Source organism: Endozoicomonas sp. ALE010, from assembly GCF_049310165.1.
Taxonomy (GTDB): Bacteria; Pseudomonadota; Gammaproteobacteria; order Pseudomonadales; family Endozoicomonadaceae; genus Endozoicomonas.
Genome location: NZ_JBLYNV010000053.1, coordinates 14450 through 38235 on the forward strand (window position 1 = coordinate 14450; position 23786 = coordinate 38235).

At 52.5% G+C, this 23786-nt stretch carries 22 protein-coding genes; 19 read left to right on the forward strand and 3 right to left on the reverse strand.

The features are described 5' to 3' along the window. The first annotated feature begins 11 nt into the window (after positions 1 to 11). Positions 12 to 1064 carry a tyrosine-type recombinase/integrase gene (locus tag ACO6UY_RS18600; protein WP_422461768.1) on the forward strand — a complete coding sequence of 351 codons (1053 nt, stop codon included), beginning with the start codon at positions 12 to 14 and terminating at the stop codon, positions 1062 to 1064. Positions 1065 to 1406: 342 nt separating this feature from the next. Then, positions 1407 to 2726 carry an ATP-binding protein gene (locus tag ACO6UY_RS18605; RefSeq protein WP_422490860.1) on the forward strand — a complete coding sequence of 440 codons (1320 nt, stop codon included), beginning with the start codon at positions 1407 to 1409 and terminating at the stop codon, positions 2724 to 2726. 204 nt (positions 2727 to 2930) lie between these two features. Here ACO6UY_RS18605 and ACO6UY_RS18610 read toward each other — a convergent pair whose 3' ends face one another. Further along, a complete protein-coding gene (locus tag ACO6UY_RS18610) occupies positions 2931 to 3266 on the reverse strand; it encodes a hypothetical protein (protein WP_422461764.1) in 336 nt (111 codons plus the stop codon). Positions 3267 to 3473: 207 nt separating this feature from the next. Here ACO6UY_RS18610 and ACO6UY_RS18615 point away from each other — a divergent pair, with 207 nt between their 5' ends. The 13 genes from ACO6UY_RS18615 to ACO6UY_RS18675 all read left to right on the forward strand — a co-directional run bounded on the left by ACO6UY_RS18615 (position 3474) and on the right by ACO6UY_RS18675 (position 14576). Next, the gene (locus tag ACO6UY_RS18615) at positions 3474 to 3746 is read left to right on the forward strand and encodes a hypothetical protein (RefSeq protein WP_422461762.1); all 273 of its coding nucleotides are present in this window, start codon (positions 3474 to 3476) and stop codon (positions 3744 to 3746) included. After that, the gene (locus tag ACO6UY_RS18620) at positions 3703 to 4062 is read left to right on the forward strand and encodes a tyrosine-type recombinase/integrase (protein ID WP_422490862.1); all 360 of its coding nucleotides are present in this window, start codon (positions 3703 to 3705) and stop codon (positions 4060 to 4062) included. Before ACO6UY_RS18615 ends, ACO6UY_RS18620 begins: the two co-directional genes overlap by 44 nt. 198 nt (positions 4063 to 4260) lie before the next feature. Next, positions 4261 to 4419: a hypothetical protein gene (locus tag ACO6UY_RS18625; RefSeq protein WP_422461758.1), complete on the forward strand. Its 159-nt coding sequence runs from the start codon at positions 4261 to 4263 to the stop codon at positions 4417 to 4419. Positions 4420 to 4495: 76 nt separating this feature from the next. Further along, complete coding sequence (locus tag ACO6UY_RS18630; protein WP_422490863.1) at positions 4496 to 6577, forward strand: portal protein; 2082 nt, start codon at positions 4496 to 4498, stop codon at positions 6575 to 6577. 597 nt (positions 6578 to 7174) lie between these two features. Continuing rightward, positions 7175 to 7807 (forward strand): hypothetical protein, encoded by a 633-nt coding sequence (locus ACO6UY_RS18635; RefSeq protein WP_422461754.1) that lies wholly within the window; start codon positions 7175 to 7177, stop codon positions 7805 to 7807. 34 nt (positions 7808 to 7841) lie between these two features. Then, on the forward strand, positions 7842 to 8708 hold the full coding sequence (locus tag ACO6UY_RS18640; protein ID WP_209277172.1) for a hypothetical protein: 867 nt from the start codon (positions 7842 to 7844) through the stop codon (positions 8706 to 8708). A 108-nt stretch (positions 8709 to 8816) separates the two neighbouring features. Continuing rightward, the gene (locus tag ACO6UY_RS18645; RefSeq protein ID WP_422490865.1) at positions 8817 to 9134 is read left to right on the forward strand and encodes a hypothetical protein; all 318 of its coding nucleotides are present in this window, start codon (positions 8817 to 8819) and stop codon (positions 9132 to 9134) included. 3 nt (positions 9135 to 9137) lie between these two features. Next, positions 9138 to 9794 (forward strand): DUF6682 family protein, encoded by a 657-nt coding sequence (locus tag ACO6UY_RS18650; protein ID WP_422461750.1) that lies wholly within the window; start codon positions 9138 to 9140, stop codon positions 9792 to 9794. Then, positions 9795 to 10139: a hypothetical protein gene (locus ACO6UY_RS18655; RefSeq protein ID WP_422461748.1), complete on the forward strand. Its 345-nt coding sequence runs from the start codon at positions 9795 to 9797 to the stop codon at positions 10137 to 10139. Beyond that, on the forward strand, positions 10139 to 10399 hold the full coding sequence (locus ACO6UY_RS18660) for a hypothetical protein (protein WP_422461746.1): 261 nt from the start codon (positions 10139 to 10141) through the stop codon (positions 10397 to 10399). Before ACO6UY_RS18655 ends, ACO6UY_RS18660 begins: the two co-directional genes overlap by 1 nt. After that, entirely contained in the window at positions 10399 to 10755 is a 357-nt protein-coding gene (locus ACO6UY_RS18665; RefSeq protein ID WP_422461744.1) for a hypothetical protein, read from the forward strand. Before ACO6UY_RS18660 ends, ACO6UY_RS18665 begins: the two co-directional genes overlap by 1 nt. Further along, a complete protein-coding gene (locus tag ACO6UY_RS18670) occupies positions 10755 to 12941 on the forward strand; it encodes a tail fiber protein (protein WP_422461742.1) in 2187 nt (728 codons plus the stop codon). The genes ACO6UY_RS18665 and ACO6UY_RS18670 overlap by 1 nt, the downstream gene beginning before the upstream one ends. Before the next feature lie 6 nt (positions 12942 to 12947). Next, positions 12948 to 14576, forward strand: a complete 1629-nt coding sequence (locus ACO6UY_RS18675) for a hypothetical protein (protein WP_422461740.1) — start codon at positions 12948 to 12950, stop codon at positions 14574 to 14576. Here the strand turns inward: ACO6UY_RS18675 and ACO6UY_RS18680 are convergent. Together ACO6UY_RS18680 and ACO6UY_RS18685 are read right to left on the reverse strand one after the other, a co-directional pair. Beyond that, positions 14573 to 14860, reverse strand: coding sequence for a type II toxin-antitoxin system RelE/ParE family toxin (locus ACO6UY_RS18680; RefSeq protein WP_422461827.1), 288 nt, complete (start codon positions 14858 to 14860; stop codon positions 14573 to 14575). The two genes, ACO6UY_RS18675 and ACO6UY_RS18680, sit on opposite strands and share 4 nt — an antisense overlap. Before the next feature lie 5 nt (positions 14861 to 14865). Then, positions 14866 to 15108 carry a type II toxin-antitoxin system ParD family antitoxin gene (locus tag ACO6UY_RS18685; protein WP_209277181.1) on the reverse strand — a complete coding sequence of 81 codons (243 nt, stop codon included), beginning with the start codon at positions 15106 to 15108 and terminating at the stop codon, positions 14866 to 14868. Between the two features lie 98 nt (positions 15109 to 15206). Between ACO6UY_RS18685 and ACO6UY_RS18690 the strand changes: the two genes are divergently transcribed. The 4 genes from ACO6UY_RS18690 (at position 15207) to ACO6UY_RS18705 (ending at position 23698) form a co-directional block, all read left to right on the forward strand. Beyond that, positions 15207 to 17300 carry a hypothetical protein gene (locus tag ACO6UY_RS18690; RefSeq protein ID WP_422490867.1) on the forward strand — a complete coding sequence of 698 codons (2094 nt, stop codon included), beginning with the start codon at positions 15207 to 15209 and terminating at the stop codon, positions 17298 to 17300. A 2-nt stretch (positions 17301 to 17302) separates the two neighbouring features. Beyond that, positions 17303 to 18187 (forward strand): hypothetical protein, encoded by an 885-nt coding sequence (locus ACO6UY_RS18695; RefSeq protein ID WP_422461735.1) that lies wholly within the window; start codon positions 17303 to 17305, stop codon positions 18185 to 18187. Positions 18188 to 18199: 12 nt separating this feature from the next. Continuing rightward, positions 18200 to 19342, forward strand: a complete 1143-nt coding sequence (locus tag ACO6UY_RS18700) for a hypothetical protein (RefSeq protein ID WP_422490869.1) — start codon at positions 18200 to 18202, stop codon at positions 19340 to 19342. Positions 19343 to 19453: 111 nt separating this feature from the next. Further along, entirely contained in the window at positions 19454 to 23698 is a 4245-nt protein-coding gene (locus ACO6UY_RS18705; RefSeq protein ID WP_422490871.1) for a hypothetical protein, read from the forward strand. Positions 23699 to 23786: the final 88 nt, after the last annotated feature.

Consider the following 23786-nt stretch of genomic DNA (forward strand, 5'->3'; position numbering starts at 1 on the left):
GAGATGTATTGATGGGAAGACCACGCAAAAAAGAGAATGCCCAGTTGCCGGATGGCGTCTATCGAAGTAAAGGACGCTTCATCTATAAGCCTTACCACGGGCGAGTTGGTAAAAAGAATGTATTCGGAGCCGAGATTGTATTGGGGCCAGAAACCATGGCCATGTCCAAACTCTATATGGCCATTGAGAACCTGGAGAAAAGTTCCGACCAGACCCTGGGCTGGCTACTGGATGAATACCTGGAGTCAAAAAAGTTCAAAAGCCAAAACAAAGACTGGCAGTACAATAAAAGGCTCTACACCCCCAAAATAAAAAAATTTCCCGTCGAGGGATATGGTACTTTCGGTAATGTGCCCCTCACTCTGATCACCCCGCCATCACTTAACCGGTTCTATGAAAAGTATTCAGATAAACCCGGGGCCGTGGCCATTGTCCGCAAATTAATCTCCAGCCCCTGGAGCTGGGGCAGAAGCCACCTGGAAGGTGTGCCACCAAACCCATCTCTGGATTGCGAAGCCCTGCCAAGACCGAACCGTCAGGATGTGTACGTCAGCGATGAAGACTGCGCCTGCGTTTACTATCTGGCCAACCCGTTCTGGAAAGCGATGATGGAGTTTGCCTATATCTGTCGTGCAAGACGTTCCGAGCTGATCAATATGCAGCGGGATCAATTACTGGAAAAAGGTGTACAACTGAAACGGGGTAAAGGATCGCTGGATGAAATCACCCTCTGGACACCGAGGCTGAGAAAAACACTCAAACTTCTTGAGGACTACAGCAATGGCGAGAAGTTTGAATATGTGTTTGGTGCACCTGAGGTAACCGGCAAAAAAGGCATTCCAATGAGACCGGGACAAAAGATGCACAAAAACACGTTGGACAGCCAGTGGCAAAAACTGATTAACCGCGCAGTAAATGAAGGACTGATTAACGAGAAGTGGCACTTTCACGATCTGAAAGCCAAAGGTGTATCTGACCACGAAGGATTAGTATCCGGCCACAAAACACTGGAAGCGAAGAAAATCTATATCCGGAAAATTCAGGAAGTACAGGGTACGAGGTGATCGAAAGGAAGAGCCAAAAAGGAAGAGTAATGAGAGAAGATATTACCGGATAGTTGTCCGGTTTTTTTTTGCCGCGAATTACACGACATATCTTTGAGAATTGGTGCCCAGGAGAAGACTCGAACTTCCACAACCATACAGTTACTAGCACCTGAAGCTAGTGTGTCATCCTTATATTTCAATGAATTAGCTCAAATCGTTTTAGGAAAAAGTGCGCAAGTGTGTATTATTTTTCGATATTTTGGCCATTTTTTTTAGGACAATTTTTAATGGAAACACATTGAAGGAAAAGAATAATTAAACTAAGGTTACTGTAATACTGACTACAGTAATAATTATACGATGAAGTTTTACAATCGGGAAACAGAGCTCAACCACTTGCAAAACTGGAGCAATAAGGCAGCCACTGGCGGGGCATTAATGACGATTGTCATAGGCCGCAGGAGAGTGGGAAAAACCGCTTTATTGAACCAGGCTTTCCCCCGGGGAGGTGAGTATCGAGCCCTTTATCTGTTTGTTTCGAGAAAGCAGGAACGCCTGCTCTGTGAGGAGTTTGTTGAGCAAATACGCGCTTTGTTAAACGTTCCCATTTTCGGCAATCCGTCCTCACTCAGGGAAGTGATGGAAATATTGCTGCAATACAGCTGTACCGAACCATTAACCCTTATCCTGGATGAGTTTCAGGATATTCAGCGTGTCAATCCCGCCTTTTTTTCAGAACTCCAGCATCTCTGGGATCAGTACAAAGGCAAAAGCCAGATGCACCTGATTTGCTGTGGTTCACTTTACAGCCTGATGACGCATTTGTTCCAGAACAGTAAAGAACCCCTGTTTGGTCGCGCTGACAACCGGATTAATCTGCAACCTTTGAGAACCCAATTCATTGCTGAACTCCTCCATGATCAAAAAAGATTCAGTCCGGAGACCCTGTTGCAATGGTACATGCTCAGCGGCGGTGTCCCGAAATACCTGGAATGGCTGGTCAATATCGATGCCCATGAAAACATCTGGCAGACACTGGTCAGTGAACACAGTTTACTGATTGAAGAGGGTCACTACCGACTGGCCGAAGAGTTCGGTCCGGAGCATGGCACGTATTTTTCCATACTGTCGGCCATCGCTGCAGGCCACACCAGCCGCCCAGCCATAGAGTCACTGTTGGAAATATCCGTCGGACCACAACTGGATCGATTGGAAAAAGAGTTTGAAATTATTGAACGACATCGGCCCGTGCTATCCAAACCGGGTACACGACTGGTGAAGTACAAAATGGTGGATGCATTTCTGGCATTCTGGTTTCGCTTTATATACCGCCATCGCAGCGCCATAGAAATAGGCAACTATAGCTTTATTCATCAGGTGATTGAACGGGATTACCCCACCTGGAGCGGGCATTGGCTGGAGCAGATACACCGTGAGCGCATCGCTGCCAGTGGGCAATACAATATTGTCGGTAGCTACTGGGAGCGGGGAAACCAGAACGAAATTGATATTGTTGCCATCAACGAACTGGAAAAAATTGCCTTAATTGCAGAAGTAAAACGCAATCGGGCCAATATCCGGTTATCCCGCCTGCAGGAAAAAGCGGAAAAGCTTCGTCAGCAGCTGAAAGGGTACGATGTGCGGTTTGAAGGGTTTTCGCTGGAAGATTTTAGCGATTAAATAATAAAAAGCGGTTTATCCACCACAAGCGGTGAAAACCCATGACATTGAACGCAATATCGAACCGTACAGATATAAACGCCTTCGGATCAAACTCCGGTAAGCCTGACTACCGGCAGTAAGGTTTTTACGGTGCTTCCGTCTCAGTAAAGGCCGCCAGCCCACGGGTAGCAGGCCATCCCCCTGTCGGGGCGCACCGGTGGATCAGTTCCGGTTCAGTAAGCCCTGCAACCGCCCCCGGTCAAAAATCACCTGCTCAAACGCCACCGGTGAGTCCGTTTCAAAATGGATCGCCACAAACGCCGGGCAGTCGTCATCCTCGCCGTTCGCTTTCATTTCCATCAGGGTGTAACGGTAGGCACCGGTGATCTCCCGATCCTGAAGACTGTCCGGCAGGACACAGATTTTCAGAATCCGGTTACCCTGACTGAAGGTAAAAGCAGGACCGGTATCATGGCGGTAGGAGATATCCTGAAAGTACCCTGGGATACGGATACCCAGTGCATAGTCACCACCAAACTGCTGTTGATAACAATCCATATCATCCTCACATTTTTTATTCGAGTGTAACTGCTCAGGCCTGTTGCTATCAAAGGCATGGCGTTGGCAGGACAAATATTGCGAGAATAAGTATTGATACGTATCAATGTTTGTACAGCCAATGTGGTGAATAATCCCGCACCATTGAGAAGGTGGATGACCGTCACGTAATGTTCACTGCCGTGATGGAAGATCGTGTGGCTTCATATGACCGAAGTCTCGGAGCACCTAGAGCAACGCGTCAGTATCTGGAACAATAAGCAAAAAGAGGCATCCGGCATGATGAAAGTCGAAAAATATACGCTAAAAGATGGAGAGACCGGCTGGCTGGCGCATATCCGCCAGAAAAAGAAGAGCTGCGAACCCACGGTTGTAACCAGTCGCTTCAGCTGTTCAACCTATGGCAACCTGGCTTTTCAGAAAGCCCTGGAATGGATTGAGAATCGGTATTACCAAACAGCGAATTCAACATCAGAATAACTCCGGCCAGCGAGCCTGTGATAAATTAATTGACCGCCGTTGGGATAAAGCCGGAGAAGCAGCAGGCCTTACCGGCAAAATCGACTTTTATGGTTTGCGGCACACCTTTGGTACCCGACTGGCTGAACTTCGGCTGGATCTGACAACGACTCAGGAGTTGATGAGCCCAGATCGCAAACACCTCGCGGTATCGGAATTAGGGGGGCTAGTAACTACTCACTCAAGAACCTCACTCTCACAACCCTCAACACCCCACTCTCACAGGCAACCTCAGCGTTTTATACGACATACGTCATTCACCCAGCACTCAACATAGAGCGAGTGATAACAAACAATAAGTATAAGATCGATTAAAAAATGGTTCCAGAAAACGAATCCACCTCACCAAAAAAGCCATCATCATACCAAGACCAACATAGTAAAACCCAGCTCTAAGCCGGGACTATTACCAACTATCCATACTGGCGATGCGGGGATCTGCAACGTAGAGACGGTAAAGGAATGCCAGACCTACGTGATTGAAGACAATGGAGCAACCAATGCCCAGGAAGGTTGCTTCGACGACCGGGTGGTCAGCTACGCCATCGCCCAGCAAATGGTGCTGAAGCTGCCACGGCGCAAGATCAATATCAATGAGCTGAAGTATCGGGCTCCAGGGAAATCGGCTTACTGATGGAACGGATAATCATTCTTTTTACTCAGCAGATGGTGGGTAGCTGGCCAGCCATTATGGCCGGCCATCGTTTTGAGTGGCAGCGACGCAGGGGCAAGAAGGTCAGGTAATGGAACACGGACTGGTAATGGTCGCTACTCCGGATCAAGTGACTCAGGCGGAGCTGGATGAAGCACTGGACAACGAACGTCGTGAACAGGCGGTGCGTGATGCCTTTGCTTCAGATCTTTACAGCCGTTGGCAGGGTTATCGGGAAGCCCGAAGGGAAGTGGAAGACGAGTGGTTGGAAGCTCTACGGGCGGTGAAAGGTGAATACGGACCCGAGCAGGAAAAGGTGATGGAAGAGCAGCAGGCCTTGAGCCGGGTGTTTATCAAAATCACCGCCACCAAAGTGAATGCGGCTTATTCCCGGCTGGTGGATCTGTTGTTTCAGAATGTGGATTCTTTCTGGGATATTGTGCCCAGCCCCATGGCGGATATTCCTGCTTCCATTAAACGACAGATCCGGATGATGGCCATTCAGGAGCTGTTGCCTTATCGACTTGATCCCCGAACCCGAAACCAACTCATCCAGGAACGTAACGATGAGATGGAGCGGGAGCTGCTTGCGGAAGCAATGGAAAGAGCTAATGAAGCAGCCATGAAAATGAAGCGGTTGATTAAGGACTATCTGATTAATGCCAATGGGCTGACAGAAATTAAAAAAATGGTTCGTGAGCAGGTCACATTGGGAACTGGTTGCATCAAGGTGGCCACGCTCAATATTCGTAACCATGAAAAATGGGAAAGCGAAGGCGATGAATGGAAGCTCACCGATCACCAGAGCATTGAGCCGGATATTGAGTGGGCCAGTGTTTTTGATCTGTTTCCGGATCCCTATTCCCATGACCCGGGTAAGCCTAATGATCTTTTTCGGCGCCATGTGCTGACCAAACATGAGTTTCGGGAACTGGCAGGTAGTCCCGGTTTTGAGACTGATACCATTCACGCCATTCTGATGGAGTCTCCCCAGGGTAATCATGTTCCTGAAGATTACGAACGGGAACTGCGCAATATCAACAATAACGATGAGCAATATGTTACGCCCCAGCGTTTTGATGTGCTGGAGTACTGGGGGCCGGTAGATGGTCATCAGCTCATGGAGTATGGCGTTACCGATATTGATGAGCAGGCAGAGTATCAGGCCAATATCTGGATCTGCGATGGCCGGATGATTATGGCCAGACTGAACCCACTGAAGCCGGAAGCGATTCCCTATAAGTTTGTTCCTTATGAAAGTGTGCTGCATCGGTTCTGGGGTATCGGCATCCCCTACATGATGAACGACAGTCAGGATGTTATGAACTCCACTGGCAGAGCCCTGCTGGATAACGCAGCCCTGACTGCAGGTCCCATGTTCCAGATGGATGTGAGCAAATTTCCGGAAGGTATGAGCCTGGAAGATGCCAAGAAGATCTATCCCTACCGGCTCTGGTTTTATGATGGAGAGGCCGGTGAAGGGCCGATGATTCAGGCCATCAATATCCAGAGCAATCAGAATGATTTGTCCGGCATCTTTGAAATGTTCCGGAGGTTTGCGGATGAAGAAACCTCACTCCCCAGTTATACCCATGGCGAACAGACTCAGAGCCTGAACAAAACTGCCAGCGGTATGAGCATGCTGATGACCGCTGCCAATGTGGCCCTGAAAAGCGTGGTGAAAAATATAGACGACTACGCAACAGTTCCTCTGATCGACAGTCTGTTCAATTTCGCCATGCGCTGGAGTGATAGCGAAGATGCCAAACGGGGCGATCTGGATGTGGTGGCTATGGGCAGTGCCGCGCTGGTGGCCAAAGAGCTGCAATCGGAACGGATGATGAATGCCCTGAATGTCAGCATGAATCCGGTTCTGGGGCCCATGACCGACCACCGTTATCTGTATAACGAATACCTTAAATCCCTGGATATTGATCCGGATAAAGCCCTGAGACCCGAGGAAGAACTCTATGCCCAATCCCATGCACCTGAAGCCGCAGGAGGCAGAAGCCGTTCTGACGGTGAGCAATCGTCCGGAGTACGAAGTGGTGGAGGAGTATCTTCTGCGCCGACGCAAGCTGCTGCTGGAGAAACTGGCAACGTGCCAGGATTCAACCAATTTGCGCGTCCTGCAGGGTAGAGTGCAGGAGTTGGATGACATTATCGCCTTGCAGCTCAGGGCTGCGACGTATTTGAAACAGCAGTAAAAACTAATCCGCTTCGGCGGTTTTTTTATGCCCAGGGATGGGCGGTATGCCGGTAACGCATGGAGCGGTTACCGGTGAATGCCTGAAATATGTGGATAAGCCCGAGCCCCACAAAATCAGGCTAAACCAAATGTGGACAAGCCATAGCGCCCCACAGGGAGAGTGAAAATGGCAATTGATGCCGAAAAGCTGGATCAGGAAACTGATGCTGAACTGGCAGCCTTAATGGGTCTTGAAACGGAAGCCCCTGCCGCTTTTGCACAGCAAGAGGACGAGCAGGACAAGCAGACCGACCAGAACCCACCCGCTGATGAGTTACCCCCGCCACCTGAACCGGAGCCGGAAGCTACTGACGAAGAGTCAGAGCCGACTGCCCCCATAGCTCGTGAAGAGAGCGGTGAAGACTGGCTGGACAAGTACACCAAGGCGGAAGAGTCCCGCAAGAATGCCCATGCCCTGATGACCCAAGCCACACAGAAAGCCGCAGATCTGGAGCGCAGTAATACAGAGCTTCAGCAACAGATGGCTGTGTGCAGGCCAAAGTGGATCTGCTCAGTCACCAGAGTGCCGCTCAGCCTGACCGTGAACCCGAGTCGTCTGATCAGTTTCAGGAACTCCGTAAGGATTACCAGGAGCTGGACCCGGTGTTTAACAAGTTGGATGAGTCGGAACAGCTCAACCGGAAACTGGAGCAGCGACTTGCGGCTATTGAGAAGGCTCGGCAGGAGCAGGAGGCGGAACAGGCCCGACAGGCATTCTGGGGCAAGTTGCGCAGCCTTCATCCGGATGTGGAACAGATCTCTGCCAGTGAGGACTTTAAAGGCTGGTTTGCACGACAAACGGCTGATGTACAGGAGTTGAGTCGTGTCAGCCCATTGGGAGCGGCGCAGGTCATGAGTCTCTATAAAGAGGCTGCCGGTCTGAGCAATCCAGCCAAAACCCCAGCGCCAAAACCAGCACCCGATCCAGCACAAAAAATGCAGCAGGCAAAACAGATGAGCGAGCCACCGGTGCGGTCCCGCTCGACACCAACCACTCAGGGTCGCCAACCCGCTATGACACTGGAACAGATCGCGGCCATGCCGCAGAAAGAGTTTGATGCCAACGAGGAAAAACTCGATGAGGTTCTGGCCCAGTGGATTAAGCAGGGAGGCAGGCTCTAACCGTTTCTCGAAAGAGATTCAAAGGATCTGAATCATGGCAACGACCACGTTTCCAACAGGGGCTATGGCAAATGCCCTGTCGGTTATTTATTCCAAGAAGCTCAACGCGAAGTTCTATAAACGAACCGTGTTGTCTGCTATCTGTAACACCAACTGGGAAGGCGAGATCCAGTCTGAAGGTTCCAAGGTAGTGATCCGTACCCGTCCCGACATCGCGGTAGCGGATTATGACCGTGCCACCGGGGTCGAGTACCAGGATCTGGAACCACCCAAGGTGGAACTGCCCATCGACAAGACCAAGTACTATGCCTTTGTGGATGACTACATCCAGAGCGCACAGTCCAATATTGAGCTGATCAACGAGTCTTCTGCCGATGCGGCAGAGAACATGAAGATCGCAGTAGACGGCGATGTACTTGGGAATATCTATACCGATGTGCATCCGGACAACAAGATTGACGGTGGTGGTACCGGCGTGGTTGTGGATAAGGCCAATGTGCTGGATTACATCGTCGATATGGGCACGCTGCTGGACGAGAAGAATATTCCCGAGTCTGGCCGTTGGCTGGTGCTGCCACCCTGGGTCTGTGGCATGATCAAGAAGTCCGAGCTGAAAGATGCCTCCCTGGCCGGTGATGGTACCTCCATCGTACGTAACGGCCGCTTGGGCATCATCGACCGGTTCACCCTCTACTGCAGCAACAACCTGGCCACCGCTTCGGGGGTGACCCAGTGCATGGCGGGCGTGAAGGATTTTGCCGGATTCGCTTCGCAGTTTATCAAGCATGAAAGCCTGACGCTGGAGAAGCACTTCGGTATGGGCCATCGTGGCCTGCAGGTGTATGGCTACAAGGTGTTGAAGCCTGATGCTGGTGTGCTGCTGGCAGCCAAGCGTTCTTAACCTCTTTTTTGAACCACAAAGTCACAAAGGCACGAAGGAAAAGACAAAAAGCTTTTCTTTGTGTCTTCGTGTCTTTGTGGTGAAAAGCTTTTCATGGAGATACAAAAGATGGCCTTTGATTTGGAAACCTGCCGCAGCAAGGATGAACTGGAATCTTTTGCCCGGCAGATGTTTAACGTGGAGCTGGACAAGCGCAAAAAGCTTGATGAGTTAAAAGACGAAGTACGTTTACTAATGAATGGTGGTGATCTGCTGGAAAAACCGGAAGAGCCTGACGAGCCGGCAACTTCCTCCAAGGCGGGAAAAAAACCGCTGCAGTTTGTGCTGAACAAAAACACCAATAGCGTCTTTATTTACAATCCCAGGCTTAAGAAACGGATGGGTGTGGATCTGGAGTTCTGTGACCAGCAGGGAAACCGGCTGTAAATTATGAAGGTTACCGCCATCATCCAGCGGGTTCGCAACCTGCTCCAGGACAACACAGCTGTTCCCAGGTGGAGCAATAACGATCTACTGGATGCCTATAATGAAGCATTACTGGCCGTGGTGCAGAACCGGCCTGATGTGAACTCGCAGTTACTGGCTTTTACCTGTCAGGCACAAGCGGTTCAATCGCTGCCCCCTGGTACATACCGACTGCTGGATATTGTGGATAACCCATCCACAGGCAGAACGGTGATTGCCACCACCCGCAGTTCTCTGGATAGCCTTTTGCCCAACTGGACGACGGCTACCGGAGAGTCTGTAGAGCAGTATGTCTACGACCAGAAAAGCCCATCGGTCTTTTATGTGTACCCTGTGCCCCCAGCAGATCATCAGCTGAATCTTCTGGTCAGTCATGCTCCCGCACGAATAGCGATTACCAATTTTGATACTGACATCCAGCTATTCAGCCTTGATGAGTTGTGGTTAAACCCGGTGATCAACTACATGCTGTTCCGGGCGTTCAGCATGGATATGGAAACGGAAGCCAATATGCAGCAGGCCCAGAGTTACCTGGCCATGTTTGCCAATAACCTGGGGTTGAAGTGGAACGTGGATCAAATGTTTCGGCAGATGCTTCAGGGCAGCATCGGGGAGAACTAAATGGAACTGGACACCTACCTTTCCCGAATCCGCCCTTATGCCAAGAGCTGCCCGGATCAAGTGATCCGTAATTACCTGATTATTGTCCTGCGGGATATTTGCCACCGGGCAAACCTTTGGCGACACCATGACAAACTGTTTATGGTAGAGGGCATCCAGGACTACACCTTGGCTTCTCCCGCTGGCAGTGATATCGCCACGGTTCAGAACCTATTACGGGAAGACGTCACCCGACTGGAAAGCCGTGACCTGCTGCCTCCTTACCTTTCTGCTGGAACCCCTTACTATTTCGCCATTTTCAGACCACGGCATTGCACGTTGCCCCGATCCCTGACAAGGATGTAATGCACGACATTGAGCTGACACTGATGCCAGCCTTTGATGCCACCGAAGTACCGGACGACCTGGCCAATCTTACCCTTGAGTTTGCCTGCTGGGGTGTACTGGCGGATCTGCAAATGATGCCGGACGAGCCCTGGACCAACCCGCAACTGTCGGAAGTGAACCGGCAGAAGTATGAGCGGGAATTGAACAAGAAACGTATCCGTGGGTTGGTCGGTGTCAGCAGTGGCGAGCAATCGGTGACAAGAAGGAGATTTGTCTGATGGCTGTGAGCGAGGTGAATCTTGAACCCCATATCCGGGGCAATAACATCAGTTTCCCCATTGAGTTCCGGAAAAATGATCTGCCTGTGGATTACACCGGCTGGACGCTGATTTTTTCCATGAAATATCACCCGTTGCAGAGTGATGAAGAAGTGGCGTTACGCAAGGAGATCACCGTTACCGGCAGTGAGGCGACGCTGGATATTACTCCGGAAGATACCCGCAACCTGGCAACCCAGAAATTTTATTATGACCTGCAACTGGTATCACCAGATGCAGATGAAGTGCAGACCGTCATGACCGGACGCTGGCAGCTGTTGGCCAGTGTTACCCATAACGTGGAGCTGTCGTCGTAATGGATAACAGCAGTTACCAGCCCATCGTCCTGCATCTGGATGATAACCATGATGTGATTCAGGTTACTGTGGAGGATGTGGTCAGGCCAATCACTGTCCACCTTGGCCCCTTTCTGAGCTGGGAACAAGTCACGAATAAACCGGATGATTTTCCGCCAGCCCCCCATCAACACACCGTCGCTGAAACGGAAGGACTGGCCGAAGCCCTAGCAGGCAAACCCGATGAGGCCCCGGACGATGGCAAACAGTATGCCCGGATAAACAGAACCTGGGCAGAAGTCGATGGTCTGCCGGATCAGGCAGGCCACCAGGGCAAGGCGCTGGTCACCGATGGTACCAGAGCCAGTTGGCAAGAACAGACAGGAAGTTCAGGTGGTAGTTCAGGCGATGTCGAAGAAGCACCGCAGGATGGCCAGCTCTATTTTCGACATAACGGCGCATGGACCGCAGTAAGCGACACTTTTCTGGAAACCACACCAGTTGGTTTAACGGCCTTGTGGGATGGTTCATCAACTGCACCGGCAGGCTGGCTGGAGTGTAATGGTTCAGAGATTGCTGAAGACGAATATCCGGCACTGTTTGCTCTGTATAAAGACAGGGTAGCAGCAGGCAAGGCATTTCTGCCGGACTACCGTGGCGAGTTTATCCGAGGTTGGGATCATGGCCGGGGCGTGGATGTTGACCGGGATCTGGGCAGCGAGCAGGCCGATGAAATAGCGAGCCATGCCCATGAAGTCGCTATCGCCATTAATGAATCCAAGTGGGATGCGATGCCGTTCGGTACCTCTGCCGATCCGGCGGTGATCAGAGGCCAGTATCACGACCTTGGCACCGGTGACACTGCGGAAGGCACTGAGCGGTGGATGTTGAGCAACAGCAGGGGAGGCGATGAAACCCGTCCCCGTAACCGGGCTGCCATGGTCATTATCAAGGCAATAGCCGGACCCAATCAGGTGTCGCAGCTTGCCGTTCCCCAACGCTCGGTTTATAGCGGCATCGCCGGACAGCAGACGTTTAGCCATAACTATGAAATCAACCGGCCTGTCAGCGTGTTTGTGGATGGCCTGAAGCTGATTAAGGACACGCACTTCACCGCAGATACCGGCACGGACATTCACTTGAATACCCCGTTGTCTGCCGACGCTGATGTTGAGATTGAGTCGTTGGGCAAGCTGACTCTGTACGAATCCAGTTCCGACAATCTGCAAACTCAGATTGACTCACTCAGTGATGATGTGAGCCAGATACAGACACAAGTGGCTACTCAGGAAAATGGGCTGACTCAGTTGCAGTCACAGGTCGCAACCCAAGCTAATGACCTGACGCAGTTGCAACTGGATGTGAGTAACCAGGGCAATGATGTTGTTCAACTGCAAACAGATATAGCCACGCTTACCTCTGGCCTGTCCCAGTCCCAGGCTGACATCGCTTCCGTCAACTCCGGATTATCTCAGGCTCAGTCTGATGTCACGAAGGCCACTTCTGACCTGAGTCAGGTAGAAAGTGATGTATCCGACCTGCAAAGCAACATGAACACCAATTTTTCCGATCTGGTACCAAGGGTGGAGACACTGGAAAGCCGGGTAATTCCCCCTGACCTGTCTGCCGCCTTTGCCGACCTGACCGCACGGGTGGAAGCCCTGGAAAACTCGACACCGACAGAGCCACTGGCTGATGAGGACGATGATATGAAATTACTGGGTACGTTTGAGCATACCAATAGTGCCGATATTTCAATTACTGATGGCTTCGATGACTCACTCTACTCCGGTTACCATCTGGTCATCAGCAATCTTGCAATAGAAGACAGTGATTATCGGCAAAAGAAACTGGGTATCGCTTTCTGGAATGGCAGCTCATGGCAGGATGGGTTTGGCATGGTCACTACCTCGGTGATCAAAACCGGAGCGGTTGATGGTGCCATGGAGGGCTCTTACACAGGCTACGTGTTGGCTGAAGCAGAAATGGATAGTGTCTACCTGTCCGGCACTCTGAGTATATCCATGAGTGGTTCATCAAAAGGGGCGTGGACGGCAAACTTTAATTCTGGCAATGGTAACCCTTACATATCAGCCATGCTGTCGGCACCGGTGTTTGAGTCTATCCAGGGTGTCAGGTTCTTCACTGATGCTCAGACTAACAATGTAATCAGTGGTACCTTTTCCATCTACGGGCTAAAGAAGTAACAGCCCATGAAACTCGACATTACCTCCTTTACCGGCGAAGTCCCGTGGCTGGACAGCCATCTGTTGGAAGATACACAGGCCGAGACAGCTATTGACTGTCGTTTAACTAATGGCAGCCTGCGAGCTTACCGTGCTTCGTTGGATGAGCAGGTATTGAACGATACCCCGAAGACCATCTATCTCTATCGCAATGAAGACGAACGATACTGGTTTGACTGGACGACAGACGTTGATGTTATCCGTTCGCCTGTGGCCGATGATCCCAATAACCGGGTCTACTTCACAGGCTCGGTGAAAGGTCCCCGTTACACCGATAACGGCCTGGCCTTGAGTGGTGGCAGTGATTATCCGGTCAATGACTTGCAACTGGGCATACCGGAGCCGGACGTAGCTCCCGTAGTCAGCCTCAGTGGCACACCGCTGGATGATGCGGAAGAAGTGGACGCTGAAACCCGCTTCTATACCTACACCTGGGTGGATCAGAACGGTCGGGAAGGGCCACCATCCCTGCCATCGGGTGAGATTGTGGTTAAACCCGGCGAGACTGTGGATATTACCGTAGGCGCCAGTCCCGGTGCAGTAGACCTGAACATTACCCATTACCGGATTTACACCAGTACTCAGGTGGGTGTGTATCAGCTCTGCACTCAGATAAACAACAATGGCACTGTAGCAACCGATACCCCGGTAGGCGTCACCAGTGTGGTGGATGAAACCCCGATGGATAGGCGAGGCGATATTCTGGAAACCATCGGCTGGGTAGGGCCTCCCAGCAATCTGCAAGGGATAGTTGTGCTGCCCGGCGGCGTAGCGGTGGGCTTCTCTGGTAAGGAGCTGATGTTCAGTGAGCCCTATCACTTATACGCATGGCCAGCGGCTTACCGGTTGGCCGTGGATTATGAAATCAGGTCACTGGCCGTAGCAGCCAACAGCGTAATCATTGTTACTGATGGCTATCCCTATGTGGCCTTTGGTACCGAACCCAGTGCCATGACCCTGGAACGGCTCGATACGGCACACGCCTGCATCAGCAAACGCAGTATGGTGGATATGGGCGATATGGCTCTGTACGCCTCCCCCGATGGTCTGGTGCGAATTGCTGGCGGCCGGGCTGACCTGATGACCCGCAATATCATTAACCCGGAAGACTGGAGAGCCAGATTCCAGCCGGATACCATCCACGCCTGCTTCCATGATGGCCGGTACTTTGGCTTTTATGGTGATTCAGTAAACGGTGGTGGATTTATATTCAGCCCCGACAGCGGCACCTTTACCGAACTCGGCACTTATGCCGATGCCTGTTACCGCGACCTTCAGGATGACAGCCTCTATCTGGCCATCGGGGATACCGTCAAGGCATGGGACAAAGGCTCCGAACTGATGCCCTATCGATGGCGCAGCAAGGTATTTCAAGGCAAGCCTGCCGCTTTTACCTCGGCAAGGATCATGGCCGACAGCTATGACAATCTGGGCTTCCGAGTGTTCCGGGATGGCGAGTTGGTATTGGAATTACAGGTGGCTTCTGACCGGGGCTTCCGACTCCCCGCAGGCCGGGGCAGCCGGTGGCAGTTTGAGTTGGAAGGTACCGATACAGTTACTGCCGTGATTGTGGCCAGCTCCATGGCTGAACTCTAAGGCAGCCAGTGAACGACATCTGTCCGTTGATGCAAGATGCGCAGGATATCAGGACGATGATCAATCAATTGATAAAAAATCAGATGGGAGCTGATGGGAATACTGTAACATCCTGGCTGGATATCCTTGCGGAGCTTGCCTGCTTTTGGATTTTCTGCCAGCCATACGAAACGATCAACAATTATACGGACATATTTGTCTGCCTGTTCAACGTCCCAGTTATTCAGTGTGTAAAGCCAGATAGATTCAAGGTCTTCCCGGGCCTGCTGACGGATGGTATACATCTGACTCACAGGTGCTTCCCATGCAAATCATCAAGCAGAGAGTCCACATTAAAATCATTAACCACGGGGCTTTCCAGGCCGGCTTTAATCTCTGCCCGAAGAGCTTCCAGTTTTGCTTCATCTTCTTCTAGCTTGCGAAGGCCCGCCCGGACGACTTCGCTGACAGACTGATAACGGCCTTGTTCTATTTTTTCAGCGACGAAACGGTCAAAGTGATGTCCCAGTGTTACAGAGGTGTTTCGGCTCATGGGCTGCCGCTCCTGTATTAATTATTAATACATAATAATACAGCGATACGATTGCTGCCATGTTTCAAATTCACATTCCAGGGTAACCATTTCCAATCATGGCAAAATTTCCTGCACTGCCTGCCACGGTAGACCGCTACGTACGCGAGTTTCTGAATCGGCTGGCGGGACGTTCCGGCAATGCTGGAGACAAGGCGGTGCTGCACAGTGAGCTGGCGGAGCTGGGGCTGGCCAATGAGATTGGTCAGCGGCTCAGTCTGCCTGCCTCCGCCGTGGGTTCTATTACTGACACCCTGGAACCTGCCGTGCCATCCGTTCCCGTGATCGAAACCGACCGGCCTGACAGTCCGACCAACGCCAGTGGCCTTGCAGCGACCGGCATCTTTGGCGCCGTGATTCTGGAATGGGAAGCACCTGCCTACAACGGCCATAACCACACGGAAGTGTGGCGTGCTCAGGTAGATGATCGGGAACAGGCATCACTGGTCCACGAATCCAATGGCAGCCGTTACACCGATGTCACCGGAAACACTACGCTGCATTATTATTGGGTGCGCCATGTAAACCGTGGTGGGCAGGTTGGTGGCTTTAACGCACTGGCCGGAACGCCAGGGCAGGGAACCGCCATTATCAATCTGGCGAACCTGCTGCTGGAAAGTCCGGAGCTGTCCGAGCAACCCTTTTCCGTGCGGAATGTTGGTACTGACGAAGAACCGGAATATGTGCTGATCTTTAATGGCTATCTGGCGGTAAACGGGCCGGTGAATATCAGCCAGCTTCAGTCCGGTGAATTACAGAATGGCACTGCTTTGACTGTGGGGCGTGGTTCTATTGAGCTGAGTACCGGCACCGATGGTTTTGGACAGATGGTGATTACCGGCAGTGGCGGCATTGCCAACAACGATTACCTGCTGCTGAAAGAGGGCCGTATCGAGTCCTTTATCTATTCCGAAACCTCAGGTCATATCCGCTACAAAGAGGTACGCCGGACGGAGAGCGGCGTGGCTACCAATGGCCAGGAAGTGGTGATTCCCGCCTATTTCAAGGCCATGCCCACGGTGAACCTCTACCCCCGTGACATTACTGTCTACAACGCCGATTACCCCGACCAGTCCCAGCGGCTGGAAATGGATCACAGCGTACCTCAGCCCCATCCCAGTATTGAGGGAGCATGGGTGTTTACTCCCTACGCCCGATTGTTGCTGGCCGATGGCACCAAAACCGATGCCAGCGGCAAGACCTATCTGGGCAGCAGTAACAGCCGGTGGTGGGCGGTGTATAACACCGACCAGGTGAAGAAAGTGACGGTCAACTGCCGTGTAGCCAGCCATCGCTCGACCGGTGAATCCACTGGCTACCAGAACCGCAAGGCCACGCTGACGCTGGAGTATCGTCCCGATGGCAGCGACTGGATCACCAGTGAATCAACCAGCGTCGATATTAACGAGTTTGAAACCCACGTATTGCAAGTCAGCAAAACCCTCACCCAGGCCAATTACGATATTGCCGTATCCCTGACCACGGAAGATCGGGAGGGTACGTTTACCAGTGGGTCGATTGATTATGAGTATGATCAGCGGGGCAAACTTGGCACGGCTCAGGATGTCACATTAAGCCCGGAGTGGTACGCAGAGTCTGCAACCTACGACATTACCATCAACAATCACGAACTCAGCGGCTGGGAAATTACCCGCATTGAATACACGGCCACGGTGGATATAAACATAGTGGTCAAAAACCTGTTCTACAGCGCCACTACTGGCGGACTCATCAAAGGTCGGGTCAGGGTTAAACTGCCCGATGGCGCTGGCGGTCACCAAACCTATGAAGAAACCACCCATCACGACTATGTTCACACGGACGGTGACCTGAACCAACGCATAGTCGAGTACAAGAATATTTTGCTCAGTTGGGCTGACACTACTTATTTAGACGGCAAAATCCATCCACCGATAGAGGTGTGGTGTGAGAGAGCCGGACATAGATATATAGGTATAGAAGGGCTAAAGCCCAGCAGCGTGGCCAATATCTACGTCAGAAGCATCAGAGCCACGGTTTACTACCGCAGGCCCAGATCCATCAGTACCTCCCCCGTTAACACCTTCTACTGGGACAGCACCAGCTACGACCTGGGGGCTACCGATGTCAGTCTGACTGACGCCATCATTCACTGGACTGCTACAGGAGAATAGCTATGGGACTATCTACATCGCAGGGTATTACCCGTTATGGAAGGCCTTCAGGCTCCGTAGGATCGGGGCTTCAGCCGGGCAGTGCCTACCAGGCCAGCCTGGACCAGATGGGGACATTTAATACCTTCTCTCTGGGCTCAAGTACCTGGTCAGGGAAGAATAATAATGAACAGCCAGAAATGCCCGACATCGCTCCTCGCTATGGCTACGATGATCAGGACGGCACCTATCAACTGAATATCGAAGCAGCGACTGATGCGGCAGACACCCTCAAGGAATACGGCGACAAGCTGTTTGATGTGTTCGATAACTACCAGCCCAATTTCCAATACCTGGGCGACAATGCCACGGTATCCGATGCCCAGCTTCAGAGCCGGTTGGGGGAAGCCAGCAGCGACTATCAGGCCAATGCTGATCTGCAACAGGCAGAGTATGAACGGGATATGCGACGGATGGGCGTTAATCCCAACTCGGCACGGTTCGCAGGTTTTGGTACCAGTAATGCCCTCCATAAAGCAGCCGGACTTTCTGCCATCCAGAACCAGGTGCGGGACACCGCCAGGGAAGAAAGCTGGAATCGTAACCTCGATGTGGCTGAGTTGGGACTAGATACTGCTAAAACCGCTACCGATGGTGTCAGCAGTGCAGCCAGTGTCTACAAGCTGGCGGCGGATATGTTCACGGATAACAAGATCAAGTACGACCAGCTTAACGAAGCGGCCCGTCAGTACGACCTTGGTTACGGCTTCAAGCAGGATGAGATGAAGCTGGCGGCGCAGAATCAGGCATTTAACCAGGGACTTCAACGGTGGCAGCACGGCATATTGCAGACCTATGAAAATAACGGGCAACCCAACTACCGGGAAAGTTTTGGGTACGGGATTTAGGAGAGAGCCATCATGTACATCGGACCAGACGGAAGGGTTTACCAGAACAAGTTTGACTCCCTGGGGCATTCCACCAAAATGCCGGGTTATGCGGATGAGCAGTTTGCCATCAACCAGCGGCTGGCAGAACTGCGCAACCAGCGAAGTGAAGCTATTGATCAGCGTCAGCAGCAGGAATTGCGGCAGCAGCAGATTGATGCTGGTGATACCCAGAACTTCTACAACCGCCAGAAAGAGCTGGCGGCACTGACTGGTCAGCCTTATGGCGGTTATGGCCAAGGAACCATGCCGGTAACTGGAGTCCAGTCCGGGCAACAGCGCAGCGGTTCAGGTTATGGTATGCCCATGGAAAGAAAAGAAACGGTTATGGATCCGCTGGTGCAGGATGCCGGACGGTTGCACAATATGCTGAATAAGGAATATCGACGACAACGGGGCATTGCCGAACCGTCTGCCGCTGATCCCAATGACCTCTATAATGCCAAAGCGGCCAGAGGTGATGACGGGTTTGAAGGGATTACCCGTTTTATCAATCAGCATCCTGGCATTAAGGCAAGCAATGTCAGTGGCATCCGGTTCAGCGACAGTGATCGTAATAACGACCCACTGGTGAGTTTGATCGGTGACGATGGCAACCCGGTGAAACAATTCTTTCTCAGCTCTCTCTCTAACCTGAATAACTTTGCCGGGCAGAAGACCCAACAATACAACCCCGGCAGGCAGGTGAAAGAACCAGAAAAGCTGATGGAGCAGGTTCAGGTCATGGCACAGCAACTGGCAGCACAGAAGCTGGCAGGAGAATCCGAGAGTGTTCGTAAAAAGGAAATGCCTGCCGAGATTCAGCACCAGTTCCAGCAACTGATGAAGCAGTACGGACCGGCCAGTCCGGGTTATGAAGACATCGGCTTTAGCCAGCCAAACCAGACACCAGGCTTTGGTCTCTTTGATAATCGGGAGCAGGGTCCGGAGGGAGACTACCTTGCTTTCCTTCACAAAATGCTCGGCGGAGGTGAGCAGGAAGTATCACCTCCACCAACAGGCGTACCGGACACCGCAGCCCCCAAGCGTGGTGGCGGTTATGGCTATAACGGCTCCTACCCTCTGAACCGCGCCCCCGGCACTTTTCGCAATTTCAATCCTTTCATCGGGCGTTAACAGACCGCTGCCCGTTTCCCGTTTCCCGAACAAGATGAGCAAAGCTCCTGATCCCGCTTTTACGGGCAGCGGGTAGCGGGCGGCGGGCAGCGTTTTTTCAAGGACGATTCTATGAACTGGCAAGATTACACTTCCACCCCGCTGTGGCAGCAGAGTGATGATGCAGAAAAAGAACACCTGCGCTATCGCTACTGGAAAGATTACCTGGCACCCAATATTCCCTCCGAACACCACCAGGATGCACGACGACTGTTTGATGAACATACCGCCAGACGAGGCAACCCGGAAAGCAACTACCTTAAGGATGCCTTGTGGGAAGCACCCTGGCATCAACTTTATGGTGCGGGTGCGTCCATGGCCTCTGGAGCTGACCGTTTTTTTGGTGGCGATGGGAACAATACCGTCAGCCAATGGCTGCGGGAAAAGTCCGAGGAACAGCTCGATAGCATGACTCCCACCGATGTGGAGGCGATGCAGGGCTGGGACATTGAAATGGGTACCAACGGCCTGCCACACCTGAAGGAAGGCAGCACCTGGCGCGGATTCGGGCTTAATCTGGGCGGTGCAGTGGGGTCTACCTTGCCCACAATGGTCGGCGGAGGGTTAGCCGCCAGAGGGTTTGCAGCACTCGGAGGCAAAGCGTTACAGGCCAGCGGTGCCGCAGCCACTGTTAAAGGATTAGACGACGCCCGGAGGGTGCAGGTGTGGGCGGATCGCATCCATAAAGGCAGCCATGCCGCAGGTTATGGACTGGTGGGTGGCTGGCAGGTAGGCGCCGATTCTGCCGACCGGGCAAAAGAGGTGATCTTGCAGGCCAGTCAGGAGGAATTGCTGGCCGACCCGAAGTTTCAGGAACTCTACCGGCAGACTTACGATGCCAGCGGTGGCGGCGATACCAGGGTGCCTTTCCAGCAGGCCAGAGAACTGCTGGCCGAAGAATCGGCAAAAAGTGGTTATCTTCCAGGATTTGCCGTGGGCCTGTTATCCATGGGAGTGGCCGGTCCGAAAATGGAAGGCATCGCTCTGAAGGCCAGAGGCTCCCGAAAGGGTAATGCCTTGCACGGTGCCATGACCGAAGGCTTGCAGGAATTTGGCGAAGGGTTTGGCGGTGAAATGGCTGCCAATTATGGTGTACAGCGGGCAGGACTGGAAAGGGATTTAACCGAGAACGCCCTGGCGCAGGGGATTAAGGGAACCGCCCTCGGAGCACCAGTGGGTGGCGGCCTGGGTTTACTGGGTCGAACCCGCAACCCGGAAGCGGCCAGCATCCTGCAGAACAAACTCAACGATTTGATGAGTCAACACCAGACCCTGCAAGACCAGATGCAGGAACCCCACGCCGACCAGACCATGCTGACAGAGCAACTGCGCCAGAACTCGCTGGCCATCGCCAGCCTGGAGAGCCAGCTTCGTGAGTTGGGCGAACAGGTGCAGCAGCCAGAGGCGGAAGCGACCCTTGACCCGACTCAGACACCGGAAGGTTGGGCGGATCACCACGAAGGTTACACTGACCCATTGACCGGACAGTATCATCCACCCGATCCGAAAATGGATATTCCCACCGGCTGGGACGACCACAACCCGAAAAGGCCCCCCGGTGGTAGCGGTGTTGGTGTGTCCGATATTCCCAATTCAGGACCGAAGGACTTCAATGGCTATGATCAGCCAGCCTGGCAGCGCAACCGGGCGGGCAATCCGGCAGAAGCGGTGCGATTTGGTCAACGCTATGTGGATACTGCCGAGCCTACCAGTAACCTGGAGCAGCCGAGCCAGTGGAATGGTCGCTCAGTTGGGCTGGAAGGTCAGTCACCCATAAACACGCCCATGGATACCCGGAATGTGGGTATGCCTAAGCAGGAAGTTCCGCAACCGGCACCGCAGGACAACCGTTGGAAGAACCGAACTGTGACCAGGGAAAAGTCACAGCCTGTCGAACCTCAGCAACAGTCCCTGCCTTATTACCCACCTGCCGACTTTACCGGCAACCGCTATGGCACGGTGGACTCCGATCCTCAAGCGGCACAGCAGGACAGTCAGCAACGTCGTGCCGAGCAGTTAGACCGGTCTGCCAGCCGGCACCCCGGCTCACCGGAATACACCGGCAACCCCGATCAGGATTTAGCCAGCTACACCGAACGGATGAACAGCCTGAACCGGTTGTTCCGTTCCTTTAACTGGCAGCGTGGTGATGAAAGCAAGAAGCGTCGTGTTCGCAAACTGATCGAGAACCAGCGTCGTCTGGAAATGAAAGCCCGAAAAAGTGGCCGTGGTATTACGCCGACCTCCATGAAAGAAGCATTGGCCAACCTGAAAGCCATGGTGGAAAGTGGTGAAGGTATTCGCTTTGAACGGGAAGTCAAAGCCATTGAAGACCGCCAGCAACAGGAAGGATTACGGCTGACTGCACAGCAAAAATCTGGAACACCGTCTGGCATTAAACCGGTGATGGGTAAAGGCAATGAAAAAGTATCCACAGCAGAACGGGAGCTGGATACCCAATACGCCCTTTATGAAGCCGATGATCTGATCGCCAGCCACAACGACACAGGCAAGGTAAACCCGGACTATCCGGTAGAGCTGCAACCAAGGGATCGCACCCGTCAGGCCAGTGAAGACCAGATCAGGGGCATAGCTAGCAAACTGAATCCGAAACTCTTGGGAGCCAACCCGCTAGCCAGTAGCGGTGCGCCAATCATCGGCAGTGATCGTGTCGTGGAAAGCGGCAATGGCCGTGTGTCTGCAATCCGTAAAGCGTACCGCAACCATCCTGAACGGGCGAAAGCCTACCGGGAGCATTTGAAGCAAAACGCCAAATCTTATGGTTTGAAGCCTGAGTCTGTGGATAACTTCAAACAGCCAGTATTGGTGCGTCAGCGTCAGGGAGAAATGGATACCGACCAGCGCATTGCTTTCACCAAAGAAGCCAATGCCCGCGATACCGCTTCAATGTCTCCGGCAGAAAAAGCCAAGCTGGACGCCTCCCGCATCACCCAGGAAGACCTCTCTCACTTTGATACCGATGATACTGGTGACTTATTGCACCGCAGCAATGATGTATTCCTTGCCCGGTTTGCCGACCGTTTGGGCAGCGAAGCCGGAGAACTGAAAACCCGTCAGGGTGACTGGAATAAACAGATGCGTGACCGTGTAGAGTCAGCCCTGTTTATGAAAGCCTACGACGATGAACGTTTGAATAGCCTATTTGCCGAGGACGACAAACCAGACCTGAAAAACCTGATCAAGTCACTGGCCATGGCAGCACCGCACTTTTCCAGGGCCAAAGGTATAGATCCGGAATTGGGAGGTTACGGAGTCATTGAATCCCTGGTGGAAGCCAGCCGCATCCTTCAAGACTCCCGAAACCGCAACCAGTCGGTGGATGAGATTTTGGACCAGCACTCCCTGTTGGATAGTTTCAGCCCGGAAACTGAACTGTTCGCCAGGTGGCTCGATGCCAACCTGCACAAATCAAAGCAAGTAGGTCAGGCTCTAAGCGAGCTGGCCAATCAGATTGAACAATACCTGCAAAAGCAATCACAAGCTGATGGCGATATGTTCGGAACCGCAGAGGCGACTCTAAATGATCTGATTGACCAGACCAATAACCAGCTGGAGAAAAACTATGGCGATAAGAGCACAACGATCAAAGACCCGAAACGGCAGCAGAAAGCCGAACCTGTTCAAACTGCTGAAGAAAGCAACCGAAGCAGTGAACCGGAAGAGCGATCCGGAAGAACAGTTGGCGATGCCTCAGAAGCCGAAAGAACAACCCAAAGGGATGAAGTAGACGACCTGCTCGATGCCGTTGATGATGGCACACTCGATAGCGACGAATGGACGGACGATGACTTTGCCGGTATTGAGGAGGAAGGCGGCAATTACGACACCCGGGACGGGGGAAGTGCCACCAAGCGCCGGGAGCGCGACTGGTACAACAGCCGCAATGCACCCCACTACTCCGTACCGGGATTCAAAAGCCTCGGTGGTGCAGAACGGGCAGCCATCAAACGCTATCTGGATGGCAGAACTGATAAACCGGAGATCATACAAAGGCTGAAGAAGCTGGCAGATACACCCTGGGCCAGAAAGACCGTCCAGTCTATGCTGATTCGCCAGACCATCGATGACCTGATTGCCGGAAACAATGTCGATTACCGCTCTCTGCTCTCCGAAAAGGACAACGCCTCGGTTCTGGACTATCTGAAAAACGATGGCGAAGCCGGACTCTGGCGCTACCTCCATAACGAAGACCTGCTCGGCCATGCAGGCAAGCCCCAGAACAGCATCAACGGCAGTTTCATCGACTGTCAGCCAAGCCGCGATTGTGCCTCCTTTTGCTACGCCACCAAAGGCTGAAGTGGTTTAATGACTTAGGATACCTCGTTAAGCACAATAGTACCATTGATGACGAGGTAGAAAGTGACAAAGCAGCGTAAGAATTATT